The organism is Neobacillus niacini (assembly GCF_000759675.1).
Taxonomy (GTDB): domain Bacteria; phylum Bacillota; class Bacilli; order Bacillales; family Cytobacillaceae; genus Neobacillus; species Neobacillus niacini_A.
Genome location: NZ_BAWM01000092.1, coordinates 52,513 through 75,726 on the forward strand (window position 1 = coordinate 52,513; position 23,214 = coordinate 75,726).

The window sequence follows — 23,214 nt, forward strand, 5'->3', positions numbered from 1 at the left end:
ACTCCTTATTGCGTTAATTTAATCTATTTTCGAATACACTAATTATACATTGAAAGACTTTAGTATTCCATTGTCATTCTGTGAAGTCAGAAAATTAGCGCAGCAAAAAAGAGCCATGTCTTAAAAATGACATTGCTCTTTTTTACTAATGTGCTGCTTTACCTATTATTTTTTCTCTTCTCTTATTAGCCATATCTCAGTCTTAGGTTTAGGAAGATTTAACGATTCAATTAGAGATTGAGTATCGTTCGAACAGTAAATTCCCCATTTAGAGAAATATTCTACCAGATTTTCTCCCGCTGTTTTGGAAGCGATCGTAACAAAGGTGTCAATCATTTGCTGATTTGTTGCTGGGAGCTGTTCATCCGGCATCTCTCTATAAGTTGTAAAGATGCTCGTATAAAAATTCCAACCATAAACCATTCTAAGCTGCTGGAACATAACTAGTCTTTCAAAGTTTCCTAATTGCTTGTAAAGCTTATCAGGATTTGGATCCAAGACAAATTCTAAAGCTCTGTCATATGAGTCTTTTCCATTGGTTTCGACCAATAGACGTGAGGGGTTATTGAATTTTTCTTGTGTAAGAAGGGAGAAAAGATTGACTGTCACTTCTCCAAGATCTCCCCAAGTCCACGGAGCCTGCTGATACTCATGTCCGATTTCATGCCAGAATCCCCAAGCGTTATTTTTGATATAGGATTCATCAAGTATGGAAGCCGCATAATTAGTGGAACCATTTTCAATTGGTAACATGATAGGATATCCAGCATGCATTAATCCGCCTTTAATTTGTTTATCCAAAACAATACGGAAGGGGATCGGATGTCTTTTATTTGGCCTTTCTTTTTCTGTATCCAGCCCTGCGAGTCGATCATAATCCGTAATAATATCATCCCATAGTGACATGATTCGCCCGGGATCTTCCAGTTCCAATAAGTATTCAGATGGAAGGGTTATAATGAGTTTTTCTCCTTTTAATTCACCGAACGGGGTAGTGGCACCTCTAGCCTTTATTTTTTGCCATTCTTGTTCGGTGGTCTTCCCAATTTCGTAGTAGGGTGCTTCGATTGCACCGCTTATGGAAAAATCCGCTTGCTGATTGGGAGTATTAGTCATCATGGGAATAAAATAAATTAAACCACCGTATGGGCTGCTGACCACATTGGTTCCAGGAGTGAGTTTTTTAAAGTGAACAATATTCGGCACCCTTTTCCACTCTGACAATCCATTTAATTCATCATCGTGTGAGCCAATTTGGACACTAACATTTTCAACACCTTCAGGTACTTTAATGGTTATGTCTTTTCCTGGAGGTGCATACAGACCAGTGCTAATCCAGTTTTTGCTTGGTAAAGCACGAGTGTACATAAGGTCAGGGTTTCCTAGATTAATAGATATCTTTTTGTCCTGAACAAGTTGTGCCGTTTCAGACACTTTTCCTGGAAATTCATCAGCATAAGGTGACGTTTCATTTCCTGCATCAATGGTGAAATGAGTAAATTGAAAGTTTAATAAAGAATTACGATAGGGCATTTCTCCCTTTTTAATAGGAAACTGAACTTTACCATATGAGGCAGCTTCATTAATCGCCCAATCATACAGTGGAGAATCTATTGTGATGGTTTCCAGGGTTTCGGTTAAGACACTTAGTAAAAGGTTTTTCTTTTTTTCGTTATCTGTACCAGCAGGGCCAAGATTAATATCTTCATAGCCTAAAACTCCATCCTCAATTTCCTTTCCTTGTTTTAGTCGATTTAAAAAGTGATTTTCCTTAATGGTATCGGGAGTCATATGATTTAACGTTCCGGATGAATTGGTTATTATATTAAGCAGAGATAAACCAGTCCTATTTAACAGATTCTGGACAGGGTAATGCTCGCTAATCCGGATTCCTCTCCAGTTTCCGAGCTTTGCTCTTTTTTCTACAGGTGTATTTCTTGTAATGCCTTCTAAATTACCACCGTATATAGTAGCAATAATATTGCCGCCCTGATGTATATATTTTTCAAGAATAGGTATTTCACTTTCCTTAACAGATTCATCAATCAAAGCAACTGTATATTTATTGGGGTTTAACGAGCTTCTGTCCCATTTGTCTACTTTTACGACTTCTACGGGAAGAGAAGGGTCAATCGTTAAATCCTCTGAAGTCGTAATCAATTTTAAAGTCTTGTTAGTTGTTAAAGCTTCTTCATATCTTCCTGTATATTTTGTTCCCTTGCCATTATTAATAGCAGAATCCTCTGTTAACCACAGTAGTATATTACGAGAGAGCAAGCTTAGCGGCTCCTTATTATTTTGCAAAGAAAAATATCTTTGATCACCTGCTAACACAATTTTTCCATTCCCGTACCGGGATGCTGCCATATTTGGAATTGCCTCTGGGACATTGACAGTAAATGCATCTTCACCAATTGCAGCAACACCTCCGCTCCCAGAAACAACAGGGATTCCATCTAAATCTTTTATAAAAAAAGGGTAGTCTTCCTCCACTGAATGGGCTGGAGCCACACTTGTCTGGATGGGAGACTGAACTTCTGCAGCACCTGATGCTGGAACAGTTGCCGCAGATAAGAAGAGAAGGGAAAAGCATGAATACATCATTTTCTTAACTTGGGGTATCATTTTTTCACCACTTTCATTTTTTTTATAAGTAGTCCGATAGGATAAGCTATCGACTCTACTTATGAAATGATTGATTTTATTGGTTACTCGTATTCTCTTAATGTCTCAACAGCAACCTCAGGTTCTGGTAGATTTAATGCATTCACCTTTTGAATTCCTTCTTCTGTAAGACTCCAACCCCACTTCTGGTAAAAAGAAACAAGATTTTTGCCGGCTATTTTGGAAGTCATAAATAAAAGCATATCTTTCTTCTGCTGGTCTGTTGTTGGAAGCGTACTGCTATCAAGCTCACGATAGGCTTTATGCAATTTTGTATAGAAGTCCCATCCATATGCCAATTGAAGCTGTTTAAAAAATACCAGCTGATCCATCCCATCCAAGTTTGTAAATTTCTTCGAAGTGGAAGGATTGGCAATAAATTCAAAGGCTCTATCATAATGGGATTTCCCATCTGCACTTTTTTGGAGCAGCCTTTGAACATCCGTAAATTTTTCCTGAATATAAAGAGTATAGATATTCACCGAGACTTCTGTAATATCTCCCCACTTCCAAGAGTTTTGCTGGTATTCATGGCCCATTTCGTGCCAGAATCCCCATCCTCTAATCAATGCCAATTCTGGATCGACTACATGAGAAGCAGCTGGGTCAATTGGAATCATCATCGGGTAGCCTGCATGCATATAGCCTGCGCTAATCTGAACATCTGCCACATATCGGTGCTGTCTATCGGGACCTCTATGGGGGATTGGTAATTCAGGCGAGATACTGACGAAAGTATTGTAGCTGGCTGTTATGTTATCCCAATGTTCTACGAGTGCTGCCGGGTCCTTTATTGTTAATAAAGACTCCTTTGGTAATGTGAAAATAACGTGCTCACCGACTAGTTCGCCCCAAGGTGCCGGGTTGTTCTTAATGGTACTGTGCCACTCTTCATTCGATGTTTGTCCCTTTACAAAGGTAGGGGACGAAACGGCACCGCTTATATTTATAGAAGATTTTGTATTCGCTTTTGCTTTTTTAGGAATGAGATAAATAAGGCCTCCATAAGGGCTTTTTATTTGATTCGTCCCAGGCTCAAGCTTTTCTTGCAAGGCGACCACAGGCATACGGCTCCAGGTAGGTTTTCCTGTTAATACATCTGTGTGGGAACCGATTTGAACATATAAATCCTCTGTTCCTTCTGGGACTTCAATGTTGATCATGCCTCCTGCAGGGGCATAAAGACCTGTACTGATCCAGTTCCCAGGAGGATATGCCATTCTTAAGTGGCTAAAATCCTCATAATCAAAATCGACCTGTATTTCTTTGTTAGTGATCAGAGGTGCATCCTGTGGAACCGGACCTGGAAAATGGTCGGCATACGGTGATTTTTCCCCATTCGGGTCTAAGGTTGCTTCGTTCACCTGATAGGCTAAAAGTGCACTTGAATAGGGATAATCGCTCTTAATAAAAGGCCATGTTACGTTAAGCTGGCTTAAGTCAGAAAGTACTTTCTTTTGAAGAGGATGGCCCTCTACTAAGCCGGCTATGGTTCCACTGACAATTTGAGCAATAATTTCTTTCTTTTTAGTGGATGTCGCTCCTTCAGGACCAATATCAAGGGTGCTGACATCAAATGATCCATTTTCAATCGCCTTTGCTTTGTCAATAAGTGCAGGTACATAATAATTTTGTGTTTTTTCATAGGAGAAAGGTGGCAGTGTTGCTGTCTTTGTGGTTGCTGTAATATTGGTTAGCGATAGGCCGACTTCGTTGAGGAACTTTTGAATACCGTAATCGGAAAGGTTTGGCTTACTGTTTTCATTCGCCATCCATTCTTTCGGATAACCTTCCATTACCCAGCCTTTTTCTCCAAAGATTACCGCTCCTCCCTGCTTCACATATTTAAGCAATGCTAGAACTTCTTTGTCTGATAAAGGCTGATGGAAATTATTAACGTAAACAACCTGGTGTTTTAACGGGTGTAAAAGAATGGATAAGAAATTATCTACGTGTTTTAACTCTATTGGTAAATCGGGACTGACTGGGATTTCTCTATTTGTCACCATTGTAATTTTTCCTTTGCCTTTTAAAGCATCCTCGTAGGTTAAATGAGGGGGCAGGACTTTATCCTTATCTGTCACCCATTTTAATATGTTACTAGCAACAGCTGTTTTTGTTGAATCCGTATTTGTAAAATCAAAATACTCACTCATACCCGCTGCAACTACTCTACCTTTACCAAATCTAGCCGCACCAAGAATGGGAACCGTTTCGGGATTAATCGCAACAGCAAAGGCATTCTCGCCGATGATACTTACACCACCTGCATGAGAACTGGAGTAACTAGGAAATCCTTGTAACCCATTATAGAACTTTGCCAAATCGTTTTTTATCTGTTCCTGAGTAGACTCGCTTATTTCCTCCGCTTCCACAGTGCTTAATGCCTGTACTTCATTGTTGGCAAGGGGAACAATAGTGGGGCTTACAGCTAGACCACCTGCGAGCAGTACTGTTATTATATTTTTTTTCACGTTATACCCTCTTCCTACATTTGTAATGTTGTAATGTTGTAATGATGTTACTACCAGTAAGCGCGTCATAATTGACTCAAGATGAAAGAATGATAGGGTAACCTGAAGAATAGTATTCTAGTAAGTTTTTCTTATGGATGTTATGATATAATTACCAGTAACTTCAACTCAGCACCCAAATCGTTAATGAAAAGCAACTTACTATTTTATCAACGAACCCTCCTTTGTTACTTTTTTTGTAAGTGTTTTCACTGTAAACTAAGTTAACATCATCACTTGTGGAAATCAATTCTAAATTTTCGAAAAATACAAAATGGTAAATTTCGCCTATTTCTCTTTAGTACGTATTCTGATATTTTCGTGAAAAGGTGGCACTTTAAGGGAAATCTGACAATTCGTTACGTTAATGATATTTAGGAGGTAAAAATGAAAAGGAGAAAGTTATTTTGGCAGATGCTGATGTACTTCGGTATTTTTATTATCTTATTTTCTTCCGTTACCACCTTCCTTTTATACAAGGACAGCAGTGAAGTGTACCAAAAGGAGCGAAGCCAGCATCAGAAAATCTTGCTGGAGCAGGCAAAAAAAAGTATTGATACAAGAATCCAGGTAGCTTTTAATGCTCTGATGCAACTGCAAAATAGCCAAGAATATAAAGATTACATTAGGCCAAATCAAAAAGAAGACTATTATTACCGAATGCTGCAAGTGTTGAAACAGTTGAAAATCAATAATTCTGCATTTGCTAATTTTGAATATAAAAGTGGGATACTGAATCTTGCAGATAACGTAGTCGTCACACAAGATTCAACGATGAACAGAGAAATGTTCTTTAAGGAATTAGGATTTTCTAAGAAGAATATTGCAGCATTAGAGAATTATGTACATAAATCAACTCCGCAATATGGTAATCATCAAGTCATGATCCTATCGAACGAAAATAATAGTGATTATTTGACTTTAATTAAAAAGGAAACAAGTTTTAATAACGTAGAAACATTGTTCTTTATTTCTTTTTATGTAAAAAGCTTTTTTTCCTTTGTGGAAGGAGAGGGCAAGGAAGGCTTTGGCCTGGTAACAAAGGATGAAATAAAATATTTGCAGACCAACTTAGAATCCGCCAAGGTGGAGGACATCCTTAATCCTAAGGAATTAGCTAAATTGGATGAGCTTAGTTTTGAACACGGCTCTGTCACGACGGGAAAGGCTAGGTACGATATTCATCTTACACAGTCTGATATTCTCAGTAATTTAAATTATGTTTATTTTTCACCAAAACCAGCTTCGATTGCAGCGATGAAAGAGGTGTATGTAAAAGCCTTTATGATCGGACTTTCGTTGTTAGCAGCAGGAATACTATTAGCAGCTTATTTTGTGAATCGAACGTATCGACCGATCCAACATATCATTCATCATTTGTCCCAATACCAAAAATATGAAGGGAATGATGAACTTTCTTTTATAAAAAGTACGACCGATCAAATTAGCACAATGAATGAAAATCTGAAGCAGACCATCGAGCTCAATAAGCTGCCGCTCAAACAGCAATTCCTAAACGAATTGGTTTTAGGACCCATGAATCAAAAAGAGTTTATAGAAAAATTAAATCGCTTTCACCTAAAAGTCAAACAGGAGAATTTGAAGGTCATCATGATTGAGGTCGATTCCAATGTCGTGCTTCAGGAAAGACTTTCTAAAGAGGGGATCTTGTCGGTAAAACAGCAAATCCTTGGCATTCTTATTAAAGAAATTGAGCCGATGTTTGCCTGTGAAATATTTGAATATGGCTATGAGAAAATCGTGCTGATCATTCATCAGGAAGATGTGGAAAATATTGTTTCAAAACTGGGGCTGTTATTCTCGACGATGAACAAAGAATTAGAGCTTAATATTATTACAGCTGTTGGCCAGCCTGTTGCAAAATTGGAAAATATCTATCATTCATTTGAAAGTGCGCTGAAAATTTTAGAGAGTAAATTCGCCTTGGAGAGGAACACAGTCCTCTCATACGAGGATTTTAAATATTTGGATCAGACCAACTTTTATTTTCCGTTTGAAGTCGAACGGAGCTTAATTCAACTAGTTGTTCAGGGAAACATTGAAAAAGCGGAAATAATCCTGAATCGTGTTCTTGAAGAAAATTTACTTTCTAAGAAGCTGACAAAGAATGCGCTCTCCCAATTTGTGTTCGCGATCAGAGGGACGATTAACCGGATATTGCAGGCGGCCAATAAAACATCGAAAGAGATTTTTGGTGATGAAATTTCCACCTTTCATTTTGAGCTTCAGCAAATTCATGATAAAGACCAATTAGAGGAGAGAATCCGTTTGATCTTTTCCGTGCTGTTAACGCAAATCAGTACGACGGAGAGTAAGGAAGAAACGTCGATTGCGACGAAATTTTTGAATTATATTCAGCAAAACTATGAAAAAGATATTTCTCTCCATGATCTCGCCGTTGAATTTGGGTTGTCTTCCAGCTATACCAGTACCATTTTTAAAAATCATACCGGTGAAAATTATAAAGATTACTTGAATAAATACCGAATATTAAAAGCGCAGGAGATTTTAGAAAACAGAGAGGTAAAAATAAAGGAACTGGCCGGAATGGTAGGCTTCAACAATGTAAACACATTCATCCGTACATTTAAGAGATATGTAGGACTGCCGCCGGGACAATATGAAAAAAGTAGTTAATTTTTGGGCGTGGACCGGATCTAAACATCCGGTTCATGCCTTTTTTAATAAGATTTATTGGTTTGTCACGTAGAAAGTCGTGAAAATAGTATATTCATTTTTTTGGAATATCTACAAATCTTTCAAAATAGAAGAAAACAAAACCGCCACAGCACTTGATTGTTCGGAATTAAACGAATATTCGGATATACACCTTGAAAAATGAAGATAGAAACCTGACCCTTAGTTTTTTATGATGAGAATTAACAGAGAGAAGGAGGGGGATTTTCATTTGGATAAAGGAAAGCGCATTCATTGGTAGTAAACACAGGAAGGATGGTTGCAGTTGAATAGTCCATTGTCAGAAGTAAAAGAAAAGATTGTTCCAGCAAACCGTTCGGTACTTGCTGGGAAGCTGCAGTCAATAAAAACGATTGTCTGGCGGGATAAATACCTCTATTTAATGTTAATTCCGTTTATTCTATGGTATTTAATTTTCGCCTACAAGCCGATGTACGGATTGCAAATTGCGTTTAAAGATTATAGTTTATTTAAGGGAATATCAGGTAGTCCCTGGGTGGGATTTGAAAACTTTGAACGTTTTTTTCAGAGTGAGTATTTTATCAGAAATCTAGTGAATACTTTTATGATCAATTTTTGGGGATTAATTTTTGCTTTCCCGGCACCAATTATTCTTGCTTTATTGTTAAATGAAGTAAAGAATATGATGTTTAAAAAGACCGTGCAGACGATTACTTATCTTCCACACTTTATTTCGGTTGTCATCATCGCAGGGATCGTTACCAATTTTCTGGCGCCAACGAATGGAATTGTTAATATTTTTATTGAAAAATTTGGCGGCGAGAAAATTAACTTCCTCGCGATGCCGGAATTCTTTCGTACCATCTATATTGGTTCGATGCAGATATGGAAGGATGTAGGCTATAGTGCCATTATTTATTTAGCGGCCATTGCCGGCATCAATCCAGCCCTTTATGAGGCGGCAAAAATGGATGGGGCGAACAGGTGGAAGCAAGTGTGGCACATCACCCTTCCAGGCATGCTGCCAACGATTATGATATTACTAATCTTAAATCTAGGCAGCTTTCTAGAAGTAGGCTATGAATCAATTATCCTGTTATACCAGCCAGCTACCTATGAAACGGCCGATGTGATTAACACGTATGTGTACCGAGCAGGTCTTCAAGGCGGAAACTATGAGGTAGGGGCAGCGGCCGGTTTGTTTAATTCGGTGGTAAGCTTGATATTAGTAGTTGTAGCCAACCAATTAAGTAAAAAAATGACTAACATTGGATTATGGTAGGTGATGAGATGAAGCAATCCTTTTCTGATAAACTATCTTCGGGCTTTATTGCAGTAATTTTAATTATGCTTTCAGCTGTCTGCCTGTATCCCTTTGTATACGTCCTTTCCGCTTCATTTAGTTCAGGCAGTGCAGTCATCACGGGAGAAGTGTTACTGTTTCCAAAGGACATCACACTTGATTCCTATAAATCTATTTTGGCGAAAGATGGGTTATGGCAGGCTTATGGCAATACCGTTTTCTATACCGTAGCCGGTACTGCGTTTAGTATATTGTTGACCATTTGCGGAGCCTATCCCCTGTCGAAAAGCAGGCTGAGGGGCAGGACCTTTGTCGCCTTTTTTATCGCGTTTACCTTGTGGTTTGGTGCGGGGCTTATTCCAACTTACTTGAATTTTAAGGAATTGGGGTTACTGGACACAAGGACAAGCATCATTGTCGGATTTGCTGTTTCGGCCTTTCTGGTCATTCTCTTAAGAACCTTTTTTCAATCCATTCCTGATTCATTAGAGGAATCGGCTAAAATGGACGGTGCCAATGATTTGCAAATCCTGAGGCACATCTATTTACCGCTATCCAAGCCCGCCTTAGTGACCGTAGGACTCATTTATGCTGTTGGCAAATGGAATAGCTACTTTTGGGCGATGATCCTGTTGAATGATGAAAGTAAAATTCCGCTTCAGGTACTGCTGAAAAAAATGATTGTTGAAATGAGTTTAAATGAGGAATTGACAGGCTCGATGAATGCAGCTAATGCGATGTCGCAGGAAACGTTTATTTATGCCACAATTATTGTTTCGATTTTGCCAATTGTATTGGTTTATCCTTTCCTTCAGAAGTATTTTGTAAAAGGTACAATGATTGGTGGGATAAAAGAATAATTTTTTGATTGGGTAGTGAAAGAATAGCATCTGTAATGAAAGCTTTAGCAGGTAAAAACATGAAAATCGGGGGGCAATAAAATGAAGAAAAGAAAACTAATGGTTCCTTTACTTGCAAGTATGATGATGTTAGCAAGCGGGTGCAGTGATGCCGCTTCCACCAGCAGCAAAGAGAAGAGTTCGAAAAAGGATGGAAAAGTCGAAGAACTGAAGGTCTTTATGCATGCATCCAATGGTTATTTTATTTTCAATGACGATTGGGCCACTTTTAAAGAAGCCGCTGAAAAGACGGGGATTACCCTAAAAGGAACGGCACCAAAGTCGTCGACAAACAGTGCGGAGGCATTTAACTTGATGATCGCATCCGGTGAGATTCCGGATTTGGTCCACGGTCAAAAGAAATACTTAAATAAATATGGTATAGAAGGTGCTTTTCTGCCGCTGAATGATTTAATCAAAGAGCATGCTCCAAATATCCAAAAATATGTAAAAAAGAAAGAAGGATTCTTAAAGGCTAATCAGGGACCAGACGGAAATCTTTATATGGTGCCATATATTTCTGATGGATTGGTAGCGGAAACGTATTTTATGAGGCAGGATTGGCTCGATAAGCTCAAGCTTCAAATGCCGCAGACGGTAGACGAGTTTTACAACGTTTTGAAAGCGTTTAAAGAACAGGATCCGAATGGGAATGGGAAACAAGATGAAATCCCTTATTTTTCGGAGGATAATATCCTTGGTCTGGGTACATTATGGGGAGCCTTCGATGGCCTTTACCTTGAAAATGGCGAAATTAAATATGGACCATATGAAGCGGAGTTTCAAACGGCAATGGAAAACCTGGCAAAATGGTATAAAGAAGGGTTAATTGATCAGGAAATTTTCACCAGGAAAAAGGCGAGGGAATATTTGTTAGGTAATAACCTTGGTGGTTCATCCCGATATTATCCCGGAAGTACGGCAGGTTATAACGATGCATTAAAGGATTCTGTTCCTGGCATCAACTTTGTGGTGATGGCACCGCCTGAAAATACAGAAGGTAAACGAATTGAGCCGACAAAACGATCTGATTTTGGAAATAATCTGGGGGTTGCAATTAGTGCACAGGCCGAAAATCCTGAAAAAATTATTAAGTATCTCGACTTTTTCTATAGTGAAGAAGGCCGAAGATTGATGAACTATGGGATTGAAGGCGAAACCTATGAAATCAAGGAAGGTAAACCGGTGTTTACTGACAAGGCGTTAAAGGCGAAGGATGGGAATATTGTTGAAAACTTACGGTCTTACGGCGCTCAAGTTCCGTTCTCCTTCCATCAAGATTTTGAATATGAAAAGCTTTGGATGAATCCAATTGCGGTGAAAGGGATTGAGGAATATACAAAGGGGAATTATTTTGCAGAACAAATTCCAAACCTGACATTTACAGAGGAAGAAGAGAAAGTTCTTACAGATATTGGAACTCAAATTACGACATATAAAGATGAAACCGTGCAAAAATGGATTATGGGATCAGAGCCAGTAAACCTTGAACAATTCAAAAAGCGAATAGATGAAATGGGCTTTAAAGAGTATATCAAAGTTTACAAAGATGCTTATAAGCGTTATCAAGATAGCTAAGCTCTTCATTTAGATTTATGACTTGAGGTGTTAGTTCTCCCTTCAGAACTAACACCTTCCTTTCATACTGAGGATAGGAGGAAAATATGAATTTAAATCAAATTCCGATAATGAAAAACCCGCTTAAAACGAGAGAAGATGTTATGGAGGCAGTAAGACAGCTTTGTCTGCCATTGGTTGATTTTTACTCAAATGGTAAGTCTTTATTAGATGTTGGCAGAACGAGCGCCATCTCAAGAAATCAAGTGATTCAAATGGAGGGATTTTCACGGCCGTTATGGGGGCTTGTGCCTTTTTGGAAGGGCGGCGGCACATGTCCAATATTAGAGGATGTGTACCTCGAAGGCATCCGAAACGGCTCCAATCCGGATCATGAAGAATATTGGGGACCCATTACTGATGTTGATCAACGGATGGTAGAGATGGCTGCTATCTCACTGGGGCTGATTCTCGTTCCGGATAAACTGTGGCATCCTTTAACAGATCAGGAAAAACAAAACTTGTATCAGTGGTTAAATCAAATAAATCAAAGACAGCCTGTCGATAATAATTGGCTTTTTTTTAGAGTCATGGTGAATACCGCGTTTGATACGTTGGGGTTACCCTATGACCAAATACTTCAAGAGAAAACGTTAACGAGATTAGAAGAGTTCTACTTAGGAGTTGGCTGGTTTTCAGATGGCAAAGCCCCGCAGGTTGATTACTATATTCCGTTTGGGTTTTATTTTTATGGGCTTATTTACGCAGAAGTCATGAAGGATAAGGATCCGGAACGTTCCAAGCGATTTAAAGACCGGGCAAAAGTTTTTGCGAAGGACTTTATATATTGGTTTTCCGAGGATGGTTCATCGATCCCCTTTGGCAGAAGTCTCACCTATCGATTTGCCCAAGGGTCATTTTGGAGTGCGTGTGCGTTTGCCGACCTCGAAGTCTATTCATGGGGCGTGATGAAAGGAATTATTCTGCGCCATTTACGATGGTGGCTAAGTAAGCCAATCTATCATTCAGATGGTATTTTAAGCATTGGGTATGCATATCCAAATTTAATTATGGCGGAAAAATATAATGCCCCCGGTTCACCCTATTGGGCGCTAAAAATATTCCTTCTGCTTGCTTTGGACGAAAATCACCCGCTCTGGGCAGCGGAAGAGGAACCGCTGCCTGAATTAGAAAACACGAAAGGGCTGCTGCACCCGAACATGATCATTTCAAGGGATGGAGACCATGTGTATGCTTTGACCTCCGGACAGTATGCATTATTCGAACCTGCCCACACAGCTGAAAAATATGCAAAGTTTGCTTATTCGACTGCCTTTGGATTCAGCGTGCCAAAAAGCAACTATGACTTGATCCAGGGAGCGTTTGACTCGATGCTCGTTTTCAGTGAGGAAAATATGTATTATCGCGGCCGGAGAAAATGTGAAGAAGTAAGGATGGAGGACGCAGCAATTTTTTCACGCTGGAAGCCATGGAGTAATGTCGAGGTGAAGACCTGGCTTATTCCACTGGAGGGGTGGTATGTAAGAATTCATAAAATTCAAACGGAGAGAAATCTTATTACGGCCGAAGGCGGGTTTGCGATTGCCCGTGAAAAGGAAATTAGTCTTCAACACTTCCATCAGGAATTGGTAGGTGCAGATGGTATTGCTACACTTTGCTCATGGGGTCTTAGTGGAATCATCAATTTATTTGGAGAACGGTCGTCTTCCTTAGTATTGGCTGACCCAAATACAAATGTACTACATTCTTCTACTTCGTTCATTCCTACTTTACACGGACAAATCAACCCTGGCACGCATCTTTACGTAACAGCCGTCACAGGTCATTGTGATTCGGAACGTGGAAAATTCCATTGGGAACGTAAGCCGAGGTTAGTTTTAAGAAATGACAATCTGATCATTGAGAGCCATGAAAATAAAGAAGTTTACGAGATTAAGGGAATCGTACCGCATCAACTGTTTGTGGAGGAGAGAACGTGATGATTAAACAAATCAATAAAACTGTTACAGATGAAGGTATTCAGCAAAAAGCTCGTTATGCAAACAGGCCGGCGTTTTCGAGAGAAGAGGCAGAAAACGCTATTCGCCATGTGTTAAAAAAAATTGATCAAAAGCTCCCGCGTTTTACTGAGCAATTTCCAGCCCCTTGTACAACAAACCTTTGCTATGAAGCGACTGAAAATCTTGAGTGGACGCCGGGGTTTTGGACAGGAATGCTATGGCTTGCCTACGAAGTAACGGGTGATATGAAATACCGGAAAGTCGCGGAAATTCAGCTGGCCAGCTACCAGGAAAGAATTGAACAAAGAATTATGACCGATACCCATGATCTCGGTTTTTTATATACCCTCTCATGCATGGCTGCCTATAAATTGACGGGAAATCAGGAGGCTCGAACAATCGCTTTAAAAGCCGCAGACCTCTTGCTCGAAAGGTTTCATGAAAAGGCCGGGATTATCCAGGCATGGGGAGATTTAACCAATCCGAAGCAGCGGGGCCGGATGATTATCGACTGCAATATGAATCTGTCTTTACTCTATTGGACTTCATTCGAATCCGGCGACCCAAAATACAAACAAGCTGCCTATCAGCATATTCTGCAGGCACTTAACTATATTGTCCGCGAGGATGCGTCTACCTTCCATACGTACTATATGAATCCGGAAAGCGGCGAACCAATAAAGGGCGATACCCATCAAGGGTTTTCCGATGAATCCTGCTGGTCACGGGGGCAGGCTTGGGGAATGTACGGCTTCCCATTGAGTTATCTCTACACAAAAGATGAACAGTTACTTTCCGTGAGTAAAAAACTAACTCATTATTTTCTCAATCGGCTGCCGGAAGATGATGTTTGCTACTGGGATTTGATTTTTACCGAGGGAGAAGAGGAACGAGACAGTTCTGCCGCAGCAATCGCAGCATGCGGATTACTGGAAATGGTCAAACAGCTGCCGGTTTTGGATGAAGATCGCAGGTACTATGAACATGCAGCCATAAAGATCATTTCTTCGTTATCGAAACAGTATGTTTCAAGTGAAGATGATGCAGAAGAAGGTGTATTGCTTCATAGTGTGTACAATAAAAATTTCAGCCATGGGGTCGATGAAAGCTGTATGTGGGGCGATTATTTTTATTTTGAAGCGCTTGTCAGAATGACGAAAAACTGGACACTATACTGGTAGTTTGAAAGGAATGGGTGGTTTTCATCATGGAATTAAACGGGGTAATGGGCAGGCTGTATAACGGAATGGACTGGATTACGAAGCTCGTATATGTACAATTTCTATGGCTTCTTGGAAGTGTAGCTGGTCTCGTCATTGGCGGGATATTTCCAGCAACGATGGCCATGTTTGCAGTACTCAGGAAGATGATTCAACGGGAGGAGGAATTTTCCTTTTTCCAGACGTTTTGGGGCACGTTTCGAAGGGAATTTTGGAAGTCGAACGCATTAGGCGGGATTATCACTCTTTTAGGGTTTATCCTGTATTTCTACCTAGTTTTTCTTAAGGCGCATGAAGGCGCAGTTTCTATCATTCTTTATATTCTCGTGCTGTCGATTACCTTTGTCTTTCTGATTACGAATCTGTTCCTGGGCCCGGTTTTTGTTCATTATCAGCTTCGTTTCTTTCAATATCTGAAAATGTCTCTTTTGTTTTGCCTTTCCTGCCCGTTTCATGGGATTTCCATGATCGGCGGGCTTGTCGCATTTTACTTTATTATGACGTATGTTCCTGGCCTGCTGCCATTCTTTAGTGTAAGTTTATTGGCATGGTTTTTGATGTTCATGGGAAACCTCGCCTTTGAAAAAGCAAAACAGGAAGAAGCTGCTGAGAAACTATCAATCTGAAAATGTTATTTTAGCAAAATATATAAGAAAATGGTGATATCGTGAGGGAACTGATGGTAGAAAATAAGAGTTCGATCGACTGGTTTACCGAAGCGAGATTCGGGATGTTTATTCATTGGGGTTTGTATGCCGCAATCGGTAAAGGTGAATGGGTGATGTACGGCCAAAAAAAGCCCGTGAAAGAGTATGAACAGCTTACGGAGACATTTAATCCCAATCTATTTAATGCCAAGGAATGGGTAAGTTTGGCTAAAAGAGCGGGTATGAAGTATATCGTCATTACCGCAAAGCATCATGATGGTTTTGCGATGTTCCACTCGAAGGCGGACAAATATAATATCGTAGATTCGACTCCTTTTGGAAGAGACCCGCTAAAAGAGCTTGCGGAGGAATGTGCAAAGCAGGGGGTGAAGCTGTGTTTTTATTATTCACATGTTATTGACTGGCATCATCCTCATTCCATTCATGAGCATTATAACAATACATGGGATTATCAACTGGAGGAAAAGGCTTTTTATAACTATTGGAATCGTTTGGTTAAACCACAAATCACAGAACTCTTAACACAATATGGCCCAGTAGGTCTTTTATGGTTTGATACTTCAGGCGGTCTTTCCAAAAAAGATAGTGAGGAAATGGTTCAATTGGTCAAAAGCCTTCAGCCTGACTGTTTGGTGAACAGCAGGGTCAGCCATTGGCCAAATTTCGGCGACTTTCAATCAAAAGGTGATAATGAGATTCCCATGAGCGGTGAAGATACAAAACCGTGGGAAACACCGATGACTTTAAATAAATCATGGGGCTACTATGAGGGTGATGATAACTATAAATCTACTGATTCGATCATAAGGAAATTAGTGAACATCAGCAGCAAAGGAGGAAATCTGCTTCTTAATGTAGGTCCTGATGAACTTGGGGAAATTCCGGTACTCTCAGCAGAAAAATTGGAAGAAATCGGAGAATGGATGCATAAAAATGGCGAGAGCATTTATGGAACCAAGGGAAGTCCGTTTCCATATGAGTTTGATTGGGGAGCGATAACCTTAAAAGGAAATAAAGTGTTTCTCCATATTCATCATAACAAATGGCCTTCGGGTCCATTGCAAATTAATGGCTTTAAAACAAAAGTACATCAAGCTTATGTTCTATCTGAGCCTCAACAAAAAATTCCTTTTCAGCAGGAGCATAGTGATAATGAGGGCTTATACAGCTTACATGTAGAGTTGCCGAAAGAACCTCTTTGCGAATTAAGTTCGGTCATCGTTTTAGAATTAGCCGAAGAGTTGAAGATTGACCCAGCTTTCATTGAACAAGCCGGTGTCATTAAACTAGATTTCGGTCATGCAAAAATAGAGAAGGAACAGAATCAGAACGCAGCGGAATGGCAAGTGAAAATTGCGGAAAAAGGGAAGTATGAAGTTCATCTGATTACCTATAAAAAAGCAGGTGTGGACTGGAAAAGTGAATTAACAGAAAAGGTGGAAGTGGCTATTGGCAACAATGTAAAAAGCATTTTGCCAAACGAGGATGATATTGTCACAGATTCCGAGACTTGCCAGTATCCATACACCGAAATCCACAGTCAATTAGGAGTTTTTGAGATTGATCAGCCAGGAAAGTATACCTTAAAACTACACTCTAATAAAGTAAGAGAAAAACCAAAGGGTCCAGAGATTTGGCAAGCAGCCGCGGTCAAACTAAGGGCGGTAAAAATGATAAAAATGGAACGCTGAAAACGGGGAGGTAGAGTTTTAGATGAAACCAATGACAGCTATCATAATCGGGGCAGGTGACAGAGGGCTGAGAGCTTATGCACCTTATGCATTAGATTATCCGAACGAATTAAGGATTATCGGTGTGGCAGAGCCAAATAGTGAAAGAAGGATGAAATTTCAACAAGCACATCATATTTCCGATGAACATTGCTATGAGTCATGGGAAGACGTATTGAATCAAGATAGGCGGATTGCAGATATTGCCATTATCTGTACCCTTGACCGCTATCACTTTCAACCGACCATGAAGGCAATAGAACTAGGTTATCATGTTCTTTTGGAAAAACCGATGTCCCCCGATCCAGTGGAATGCATTGCGATGGAACAAGCCGCCAAGAAATACGATCGACAGCTTACGATCTGCCATGTATTGAGGTATACAGAATTTTGGGCTACGATTAAAAAGATTATTTCTAAAGGAGAAATCGGTGAGGTTGTCTCACTGCAATTAAATGAAAATGTAGAAGCGATGCATATGTCTCACAGCTTTGTACGCGGTAATTGGAATAATAAAGAAAAGTCCAGCCCGATGATCCTTCAAAAATCTTGTCATGATATGGATATTATTTCTTTTGTGATTGGTAAGGACTGTAACAGGGTTAGTTCCTATGGTTCCCTCATGCATTTTAAGGAAGAAAATGCACCCATCGGAGCACCAGAGCGATGTTTAGATGGCTGTCCTGCTGAACTGGAATGCCCTTTTCATGCGGGCAGGTACTATCTTGGCGATGGCAAAGGCTGGGCAAGGAAATTTACTGAAGACGATACGAATGAAGGCATCATCAAAGCATTAAATGAAACACCTTATGGAAGATGTGTGTACCGATCCGATAATAATGTAGTCGACCATCAAGTCGTTAATATGGAATTCGAAGGCGGGACAACAGCAACGTTCAGTATGTGCGGCTTTACAAGGGAACAAACACGCATGGTCCAAATCATGGGGACCAAAGGAGAAATACGTGGAAATATGGCAGAAAACAAGATTTCCATCTTTGATTTCCTAACGAAACATGAAACCGTCATTCACTTTAACAAGCCGATTGGAGGGCATGGTGGCGGAGATAAGGGCATCATCCGTACGTTCCTGAAAGAAATTCAAAATGGCAGCAAACGGGATAGTGTTTCTTCCACATCGGCATCCGTAAGAAGCCACCTAATGGCATTTGCAGCTGAGGAATCAAGGTTAAATCATGGTCAATCGATTGCGATTGATGATTATTATCAGAGTTTGGTTGAAAATATTCAATTATAGTAGTATATTTCTAGGAAAAAATTTTAGGTAAAGGTGCAGCAAAAAAGCGGTTTCATTTTCCTTTTTTATAAAAAATATTATTCTATACTTCTTATTTAATATGATCACATGTTACTGATTCGATCAGGCATGGTGGTACAGTTGAAAGAATTTCAATTCTTTTGATTTGTTACCGCATGCCTTTTTTTGTTGATGTAAAGAGAGATCTAAAAATATGTGAAAGGAGGTGATAAATGTTTTTTAACTGGGTAGGAGCAATTAAAAAACATCATAGTTTATCAAATTAAGATATTAAATAACTTTTCTATCATTATTTTTAGAAATACAAAACAGGGGAATGTCAGGAGGAATTTGTATGAACGAACGTTCGAAAAAGTGGTTGTTTACTTTGGTGTTTGCAGCGTTTTTAAGTGTGTTACTAATGGTCAAGTTCGAAGGAACACCTAGTAAAATAGTGAAGGCAGAAGAGCCTGATCCAGTACTTAATCTCGCATTAAATAAGCCAGTGACTTATTCGGGGGTTGAAGGTGGTAAAGTAAACGATAGTTGGAAGTATCCACAGTTTGTAGGGGAAAAAGCGGTTGATGGAGACGTAATGACGAGATGGTCCGCGGACAAAATAGATAAGCAATGGATCGTTGTAGACTTAGGCCAGGAGCAACCTATACAAATGGTTACCATCCAATTCCATGCAGAGAGCCCTGATTACGAGGTGCAGGTTTCTGCTGATGGTATTACTTATCAATCGGTGTTTAAGGAACCGAATGGTTCACAAGGGAATACGGTCACGAAGACCATTTCTTTTGAAGCCGTGAGTGCTAGATATGTGAAGTATGTTCAGAACAAACAGTGGAGGCATGCTTCAAATGGTCAATATTATGGTTCATCGATTAAGGAGCTTGAAGTTTATAAAGAAGTACCACAAGTAACCGATGTACAATTAGAGGATACTGAAATTCAGTTAACACCTGGTATGCAACAACAACTTACTTACACTATCACCCCTGGTTATTTGACTTCATCTGAACAAGTGGAATGGGCGTCTTCTAATCAGGAGGTTGCAACGGTCTCAAACGAAGGTCTCGTTCGTGCGTTACATGAAGGAAAAGCGATAATCAGTATCACAACATCGAATGGGAAAAAAGCAGAGGCAATGCTAGAGGTTGTGGCTGAAAAAGCTCAATATGTTCAAATGCGCAATCGTTGGAGAGAACAATTGGTCGGTCCAATTAATTTAAATATAGACGATAAAGATGTAAAAGCATACGTAAACAAGGTTTCCACCACAGGAGAAAAACTGTGGTCAACATTGAACAAAGATGCTAATCGAACGTATTTATGGCCAAGACTTTCAACTGATACCGTATCAGCAGATTATACGACGCAGTTCAATAATTTAAAGAAATTAGCTTTAGCATACAGCATAACAGGAAGTACGCTTCAAGGGAACGAAGCGCTTCGTGATGATTTGTTCGATGCATTCGATTTTATGGTCACAATGAAAAAATATAATGGCATCTATTCGACTGGGAACTGGTGGGATTGGCAAATCGGGAGCACACAGCCATTTGTCGATGCTTTAATTCTCCTCCGAGACGATTTATTGAAAACACCGGAGGGCTCAAATCGTTTGGCGATGTATGCGAATGCAATAGGTGGGTATGCCTCTGATCCTGCAAAGCAATGGCCATCGTACACAGCTACCGGTGCAAATCGTACTGATATTGGGATTTCGGTATTGGGGACCGCCCTATTAACAGAGCAAGATGCCAAGATGGAGCTTGTACAACAGAAAGTTCCTGACGTATTCAAAATGGTCAAGTCGGGGGACGGACTATATCAAGATGGTTCTGTTATCCAACACGTGAACCATGCGTACACTGGAAGCTATGGAAATGAATTGTTGAAAGGAGTTGGACGGATCCAATCGATTGTCGCAGGGACAGAGTGGGAGATGAAAGATGATTCAATAGGGAATGTCTTCCAGACGATTCGAAATGGATATGTTCCTCTTATGTTTCGTGGGCAGATGATGTCAATGGTCAATGGTAGAAGTATTTCACGAGCACCATTTACCAACCCATTCACTACTGAATATGCAGCGGGTTCTGAGACGATCGCCAATACATTATTGATCAGCCAATTTGCTAGTATGCAAGATCAACAATACTTTAAACAAGCAGTCAAATATTGGCTGACATCGTCAGAAAATGCCTATAATTACTTTGAGCATGCACGTGATCTAGGTGCTTTGTTGGCAGCAAAAGAAATAATCAATGATAATTCAATTAGTGATACAAATCCGTTCAAAGGAATGAAAGTCTACGGTTCTATGGCGCGAGCTGTACAAGTGAGAGAATCGTATGCAATCGGCATCAGTATGTATTCAAATCGCATCGCCAATTACGAGTATGGGAATACAGAGAATAAACATGGTTGGCATACCGGAGACGGGATGCTGTATGTATACAATCACGATTCGAAGCAATTTAATGAAGGATATTGGCCAACAGTAGACCCGTATCGCTTACCTGGGACAACGGTAGACACGAAACCACTGGCAGACGGCGCAGCACAATCGAAGACCTCGCCGCAAACATGGGCCGGTGGTGCGAACAATGGGCAGATTGGTGCCGTCGGTATGTACTTGGATAAAACGAATCTTCAACTCGGTATGGATTTACGTGCGAAAAAATCATGGTTCTTACTAAACGACGCTATTGTCGCCTTAGGTGCAGACATTCAGGGGCAGACGGATTATTCGATCGAGACCATTGTAGAAAATCGTTTGGTCAAGGACGAAGTGTTCAGTTTGAACAACAAACAAATATCTAATGAGGCCCAAACTATTGATTTAGATGAACACGCTTGGGGGCATTTAGCGGGTAAGACGGAAGAAGAGAGCATTGGCTACTATTTTCCTCAAAAAACTTCTTTAACGATTCAAAAAGAAACAAGAGAAGGGAAATACGCTGATATTAACGGATACTTCAATAATGACCAAACCTATACAAATGATTATGTAAAATTACTGATCAATCATGGACAGAGCGTAAAAGATGCAACCTACGCTTATGTACTACTCCCAGGGCGGTCAGCACATGATACGAAATTGTATGCGAAAAAGAACACTTTAGAAATTCTTTATAATAATCCATCAATTCAGGCAGTTAAAGAACTAGAAAGCGCTACATTACTTGCAAATATTTGGTCAGAGAATGGTGGCACTGTGGATGGGATTACAGTAGATAAGCCTGCTTCTATTGTCACAACAGAAGAAGATGGCAAGCTTGTCATTTCGATTTCTAATCCTACGCATTCAGACAAGAAGATTCAGTTAAATATAAATCGTGATGATATTACGCTTCTCTCGAGCGACGAAACAGTAACACAAACCGAGAATGGGTATGAAATTGATACAACGGGAGCAGCCGGTGCGACGCACCGACTCGAGTTCAAGGTTCCTGAAGGTGGGAATTGTCATCCACCAAAAAGTAAAAATGCCGATTCGAATGCCTACAAAGGGTGCTAATGATAATTTATAAAACCGTCATGGAAGTCCTTTATGTTTGGCTTTAAATAAAATAGCTCAGTTTTAAAAAAGAAAAATTTTCGTGATATCACGCATATCTTCATACTTCACTTCACAAGTAAGCCTGAAATGTGAATAAAAAAGAAAGTCGCTGGGGATATCCTTAGATTGACCCAGCGACTTTCGAAAATTAAAGAACCGGTGATTTCTTTTGTTTGAGCATTCTTTATCACCGTCACATTTAGCAAACTATAAAGAAGTTCTTGCAGGACAGAATCTGCTTTTAATTCTGCTGCAAATTCAGGACAATAGGGTAGTCCAAAGAATCGTTTTGGTTAACACTTTTGGTGACGCATCAAATTTTTCTGCTAGAATGCCGGCGTTGCTCGCAACGGGCATACATGATAATACGAATAGAGTGGAGAACATGATGCTTTCAATTTCTAATAGATTTACACACAATAATTAATCAAAGTAATTATTAATGTAAGTTTATTTTTTGACTTCATATGGACTCAGTTTTGGTTGTTGCTTAGAATGAACAGATATTGTATCTTAAGAAAGGTTTTGAAGAAATGTTATTCTAAAAAAAAGAAACCTTTCTGTTGCATAAGTGAATCGAAGGTGCTATTATAAGGAAGTTGCTTTTAACGCGAGTTTTACTAGTTAAAAGTGAGAGCAAAAAAGATAAAAAAATATATTGAAATAATAATAGAGATGTGATATGATAGTATCACTGTCGCTTAAGACATGCTAGATTGCTCTTTGAAAACTAAACAAACAAGAACGTCAACAAACAATTTTTTAGCTTTTTATAAAAGCTAAGCCAACGTAACTTTTATGAGCTATATCAACTTTCTTGGAGAGTTTGATCCTGGCTCAGGACGAACGCTGGCGGCGTGCCTAATACATGCAAGTCGAGCGAATCTTAAGGTGCTTGCACCTTTTGGTTAGCGGCGGACGGGTGAGTAACACGTGGGCAACCTGCCTGTAAGACTGGGATAACTTCGGGAAACCGGAGCTAATACCGGATAATCCTTTTCCTCTCATGAGGAAAAGCTGAAAGTCGGTTTACGCTGACACTTGCAGATGGGCCCGCGGCGCATTAGCTAGTTGGTGAGGTAACGGCTCACCAAGGCGACGATGCGTAGCCGACCTGAGAGGGTGATC

General features: G+C 39.9%; 12 protein-coding genes, 1 rRNA gene and 1 pseudogene. 11 read left to right on the top strand and 3 right to left on the bottom strand.

Features of this window, described 5'->3' with window-relative positions; translation table 11 throughout:
- Nucleotides 1-165: 165 nt before the first annotated feature.
- Entirely contained in the window at nt 166-2,625 is a 2,460-nt protein-coding gene (locus TR08_RS21845) for a M60 family metallopeptidase (RefSeq protein ID WP_052427567.1), read from the bottom strand.
- 83 nt (nt 2,626-2,708) lie between these two features.
- Nucleotides 2,709-5,138 carry a M60 family metallopeptidase gene (locus TR08_RS21850; protein WP_052427568.1) on the bottom strand — a complete coding sequence of 810 codons (2,430 nt, stop codon included), beginning with the start codon at nt 5,136-5,138 and terminating at the stop codon, nt 2,709-2,711.
- A 426-nt stretch (nt 5,139-5,564) separates the two neighbouring features.
- On the opposite strand from TR08_RS21850, the gene TR08_RS21855 reads away from it, so the two are divergent.
- From TR08_RS21855 to TR08_RS21900, 10 genes are all read left to right on the top strand, one after another.
- Nucleotides 5,565-7,835 carry an AraC family transcriptional regulator gene (locus TR08_RS21855; RefSeq protein ID WP_045521851.1) on the top strand — a complete coding sequence of 757 codons (2,271 nt, stop codon included), beginning with the start codon at nt 5,565-5,567 and terminating at the stop codon, nt 7,833-7,835.
- Between the two features lie 337 nt (nt 7,836-8,172).
- Nucleotides 8,173-9,138: an ABC transporter permease gene (locus tag TR08_RS21860; RefSeq protein ID WP_370576388.1), complete on the top strand. Its 966-nt coding sequence runs from the start codon at nt 8,173-8,175 to the stop codon at nt 9,136-9,138.
- An 8-nt stretch (nt 9,139-9,146) separates the two neighbouring features.
- Nucleotides 9,147-10,019, top strand: a complete 873-nt coding sequence (locus TR08_RS21865) for a carbohydrate ABC transporter permease (RefSeq protein WP_045521852.1) — start codon at nt 9,147-9,149, stop codon at nt 10,017-10,019.
- Between the two features lie 81 nt (nt 10,020-10,100).
- Entirely contained in the window at nt 10,101-11,636 is a 1,536-nt protein-coding gene (locus tag TR08_RS21870) for an extracellular solute-binding protein (RefSeq protein WP_052427569.1), read from the top strand.
- 86 nt (nt 11,637-11,722) lie between these two features.
- On the top strand, nt 11,723-13,615 hold the full coding sequence (locus tag TR08_RS21875) for a DUF2264 domain-containing protein (RefSeq protein WP_152597488.1): 1,893 nt from the start codon (nt 11,723-11,725) through the stop codon (nt 13,613-13,615).
- Nucleotides 13,615-14,817, top strand: a complete 1,203-nt coding sequence (locus TR08_RS21880) for a glycoside hydrolase family 88 protein (protein ID WP_045521853.1) — start codon at nt 13,615-13,617, stop codon at nt 14,815-14,817. Before TR08_RS21875 ends, TR08_RS21880 begins: the two co-directional genes overlap by 1 nt.
- A gap of 26 nt (nt 14,818-14,843) precedes the next feature.
- A complete protein-coding gene (locus TR08_RS21885; protein ID WP_045521854.1) occupies nt 14,844-15,482 on the top strand; it encodes a YesL family protein in 639 nt (212 codons plus the stop codon).
- Nucleotides 15,483-15,535: 53 nt separating this feature from the next.
- Nucleotides 15,536-17,215 carry an alpha-L-fucosidase gene (locus tag TR08_RS21890; protein ID WP_045521855.1) on the top strand — a complete coding sequence of 560 codons (1,680 nt, stop codon included), beginning with the start codon at nt 15,536-15,538 and terminating at the stop codon, nt 17,213-17,215.
- Between the two features lie 22 nt (nt 17,216-17,237).
- Nucleotides 17,238-18,512: a Gfo/Idh/MocA family protein gene (locus tag TR08_RS21895; protein ID WP_045521856.1), complete on the top strand. Its 1,275-nt coding sequence runs from the start codon at nt 17,238-17,240 to the stop codon at nt 18,510-18,512.
- 355 nt (nt 18,513-18,867) lie between these two features.
- Complete coding sequence (locus tag TR08_RS21900) at nt 18,868-22,044, top strand: polysaccharide lyase family 8 super-sandwich domain-containing protein (protein ID WP_052427570.1); 3,177 nt, start codon at nt 18,868-18,870, stop codon at nt 22,042-22,044.
- A gap of 197 nt (nt 22,045-22,241) precedes the next feature.
- On the opposite strand, the pseudogene TR08_RS34055 reads toward TR08_RS21900, so the two are convergent.
- A pseudogene (locus TR08_RS34055) lies at nt 22,242-22,346 on the bottom strand (hypothetical protein); the annotation flags it as partial.
- 554 nt (nt 22,347-22,900) lie between these two features.
- Between TR08_RS34055 and TR08_RS21905 the strand changes: the two are divergent.
- Nucleotides 22,901-23,214: ribosomal RNA gene (locus tag TR08_RS21905) — 16S ribosomal RNA — on the top strand; the annotation flags it as partial.

Bases quoted from the DNA above. Each gene is read 5' to 3' on its own strand.
- TR08_RS21845 (WP_052427567.1), bottom strand. From the start codon at position 2,625: ATGATACCCCAAGTTAAGAAAATGATGTATTCATGCTTTTCCCTTCTC.
- TR08_RS21855 (WP_045521851.1), top strand. From the start codon at position 5,565: ATGAAAAGGAGAAAGTTATTTTGGCAGATGCTGATGTACTTCGGTATT.
- TR08_RS21865 (WP_045521852.1), top strand. From the start codon at position 9,147: ATGAAGCAATCCTTTTCTGATAAACTATCTTCGGGCTTTATTGCAGTA.
- TR08_RS21870 (WP_052427569.1), top strand. From the start codon at position 10,101: ATGAAGAAAAGAAAACTAATGGTTCCTTTACTTGCAAGTATGATGATG.
- TR08_RS21875 (WP_152597488.1), top strand. From the start codon at position 11,723: ATGAATTTAAATCAAATTCCGATAATGAAAAACCCGCTTAAAACGAGA.
- TR08_RS21880 (WP_045521853.1), top strand. From the start codon at position 13,615: ATGATTAAACAAATCAATAAAACTGTTACAGATGAAGGTATTCAGCAA.
- TR08_RS21885 (WP_045521854.1), top strand. From the start codon at position 14,844: ATGGAATTAAACGGGGTAATGGGCAGGCTGTATAACGGAATGGACTGG.
- TR08_RS21890 (WP_045521855.1), top strand. From the start codon at position 15,536: ATGGTAGAAAATAAGAGTTCGATCGACTGGTTTACCGAAGCGAGATTC.
- TR08_RS21895 (WP_045521856.1), top strand. From the start codon at position 17,238: ATGAAACCAATGACAGCTATCATAATCGGGGCAGGTGACAGAGGGCTG.
- TR08_RS21900 (WP_052427570.1), top strand. From the start codon at position 18,868: ATGAACGAACGTTCGAAAAAGTGGTTGTTTACTTTGGTGTTTGCAGCG.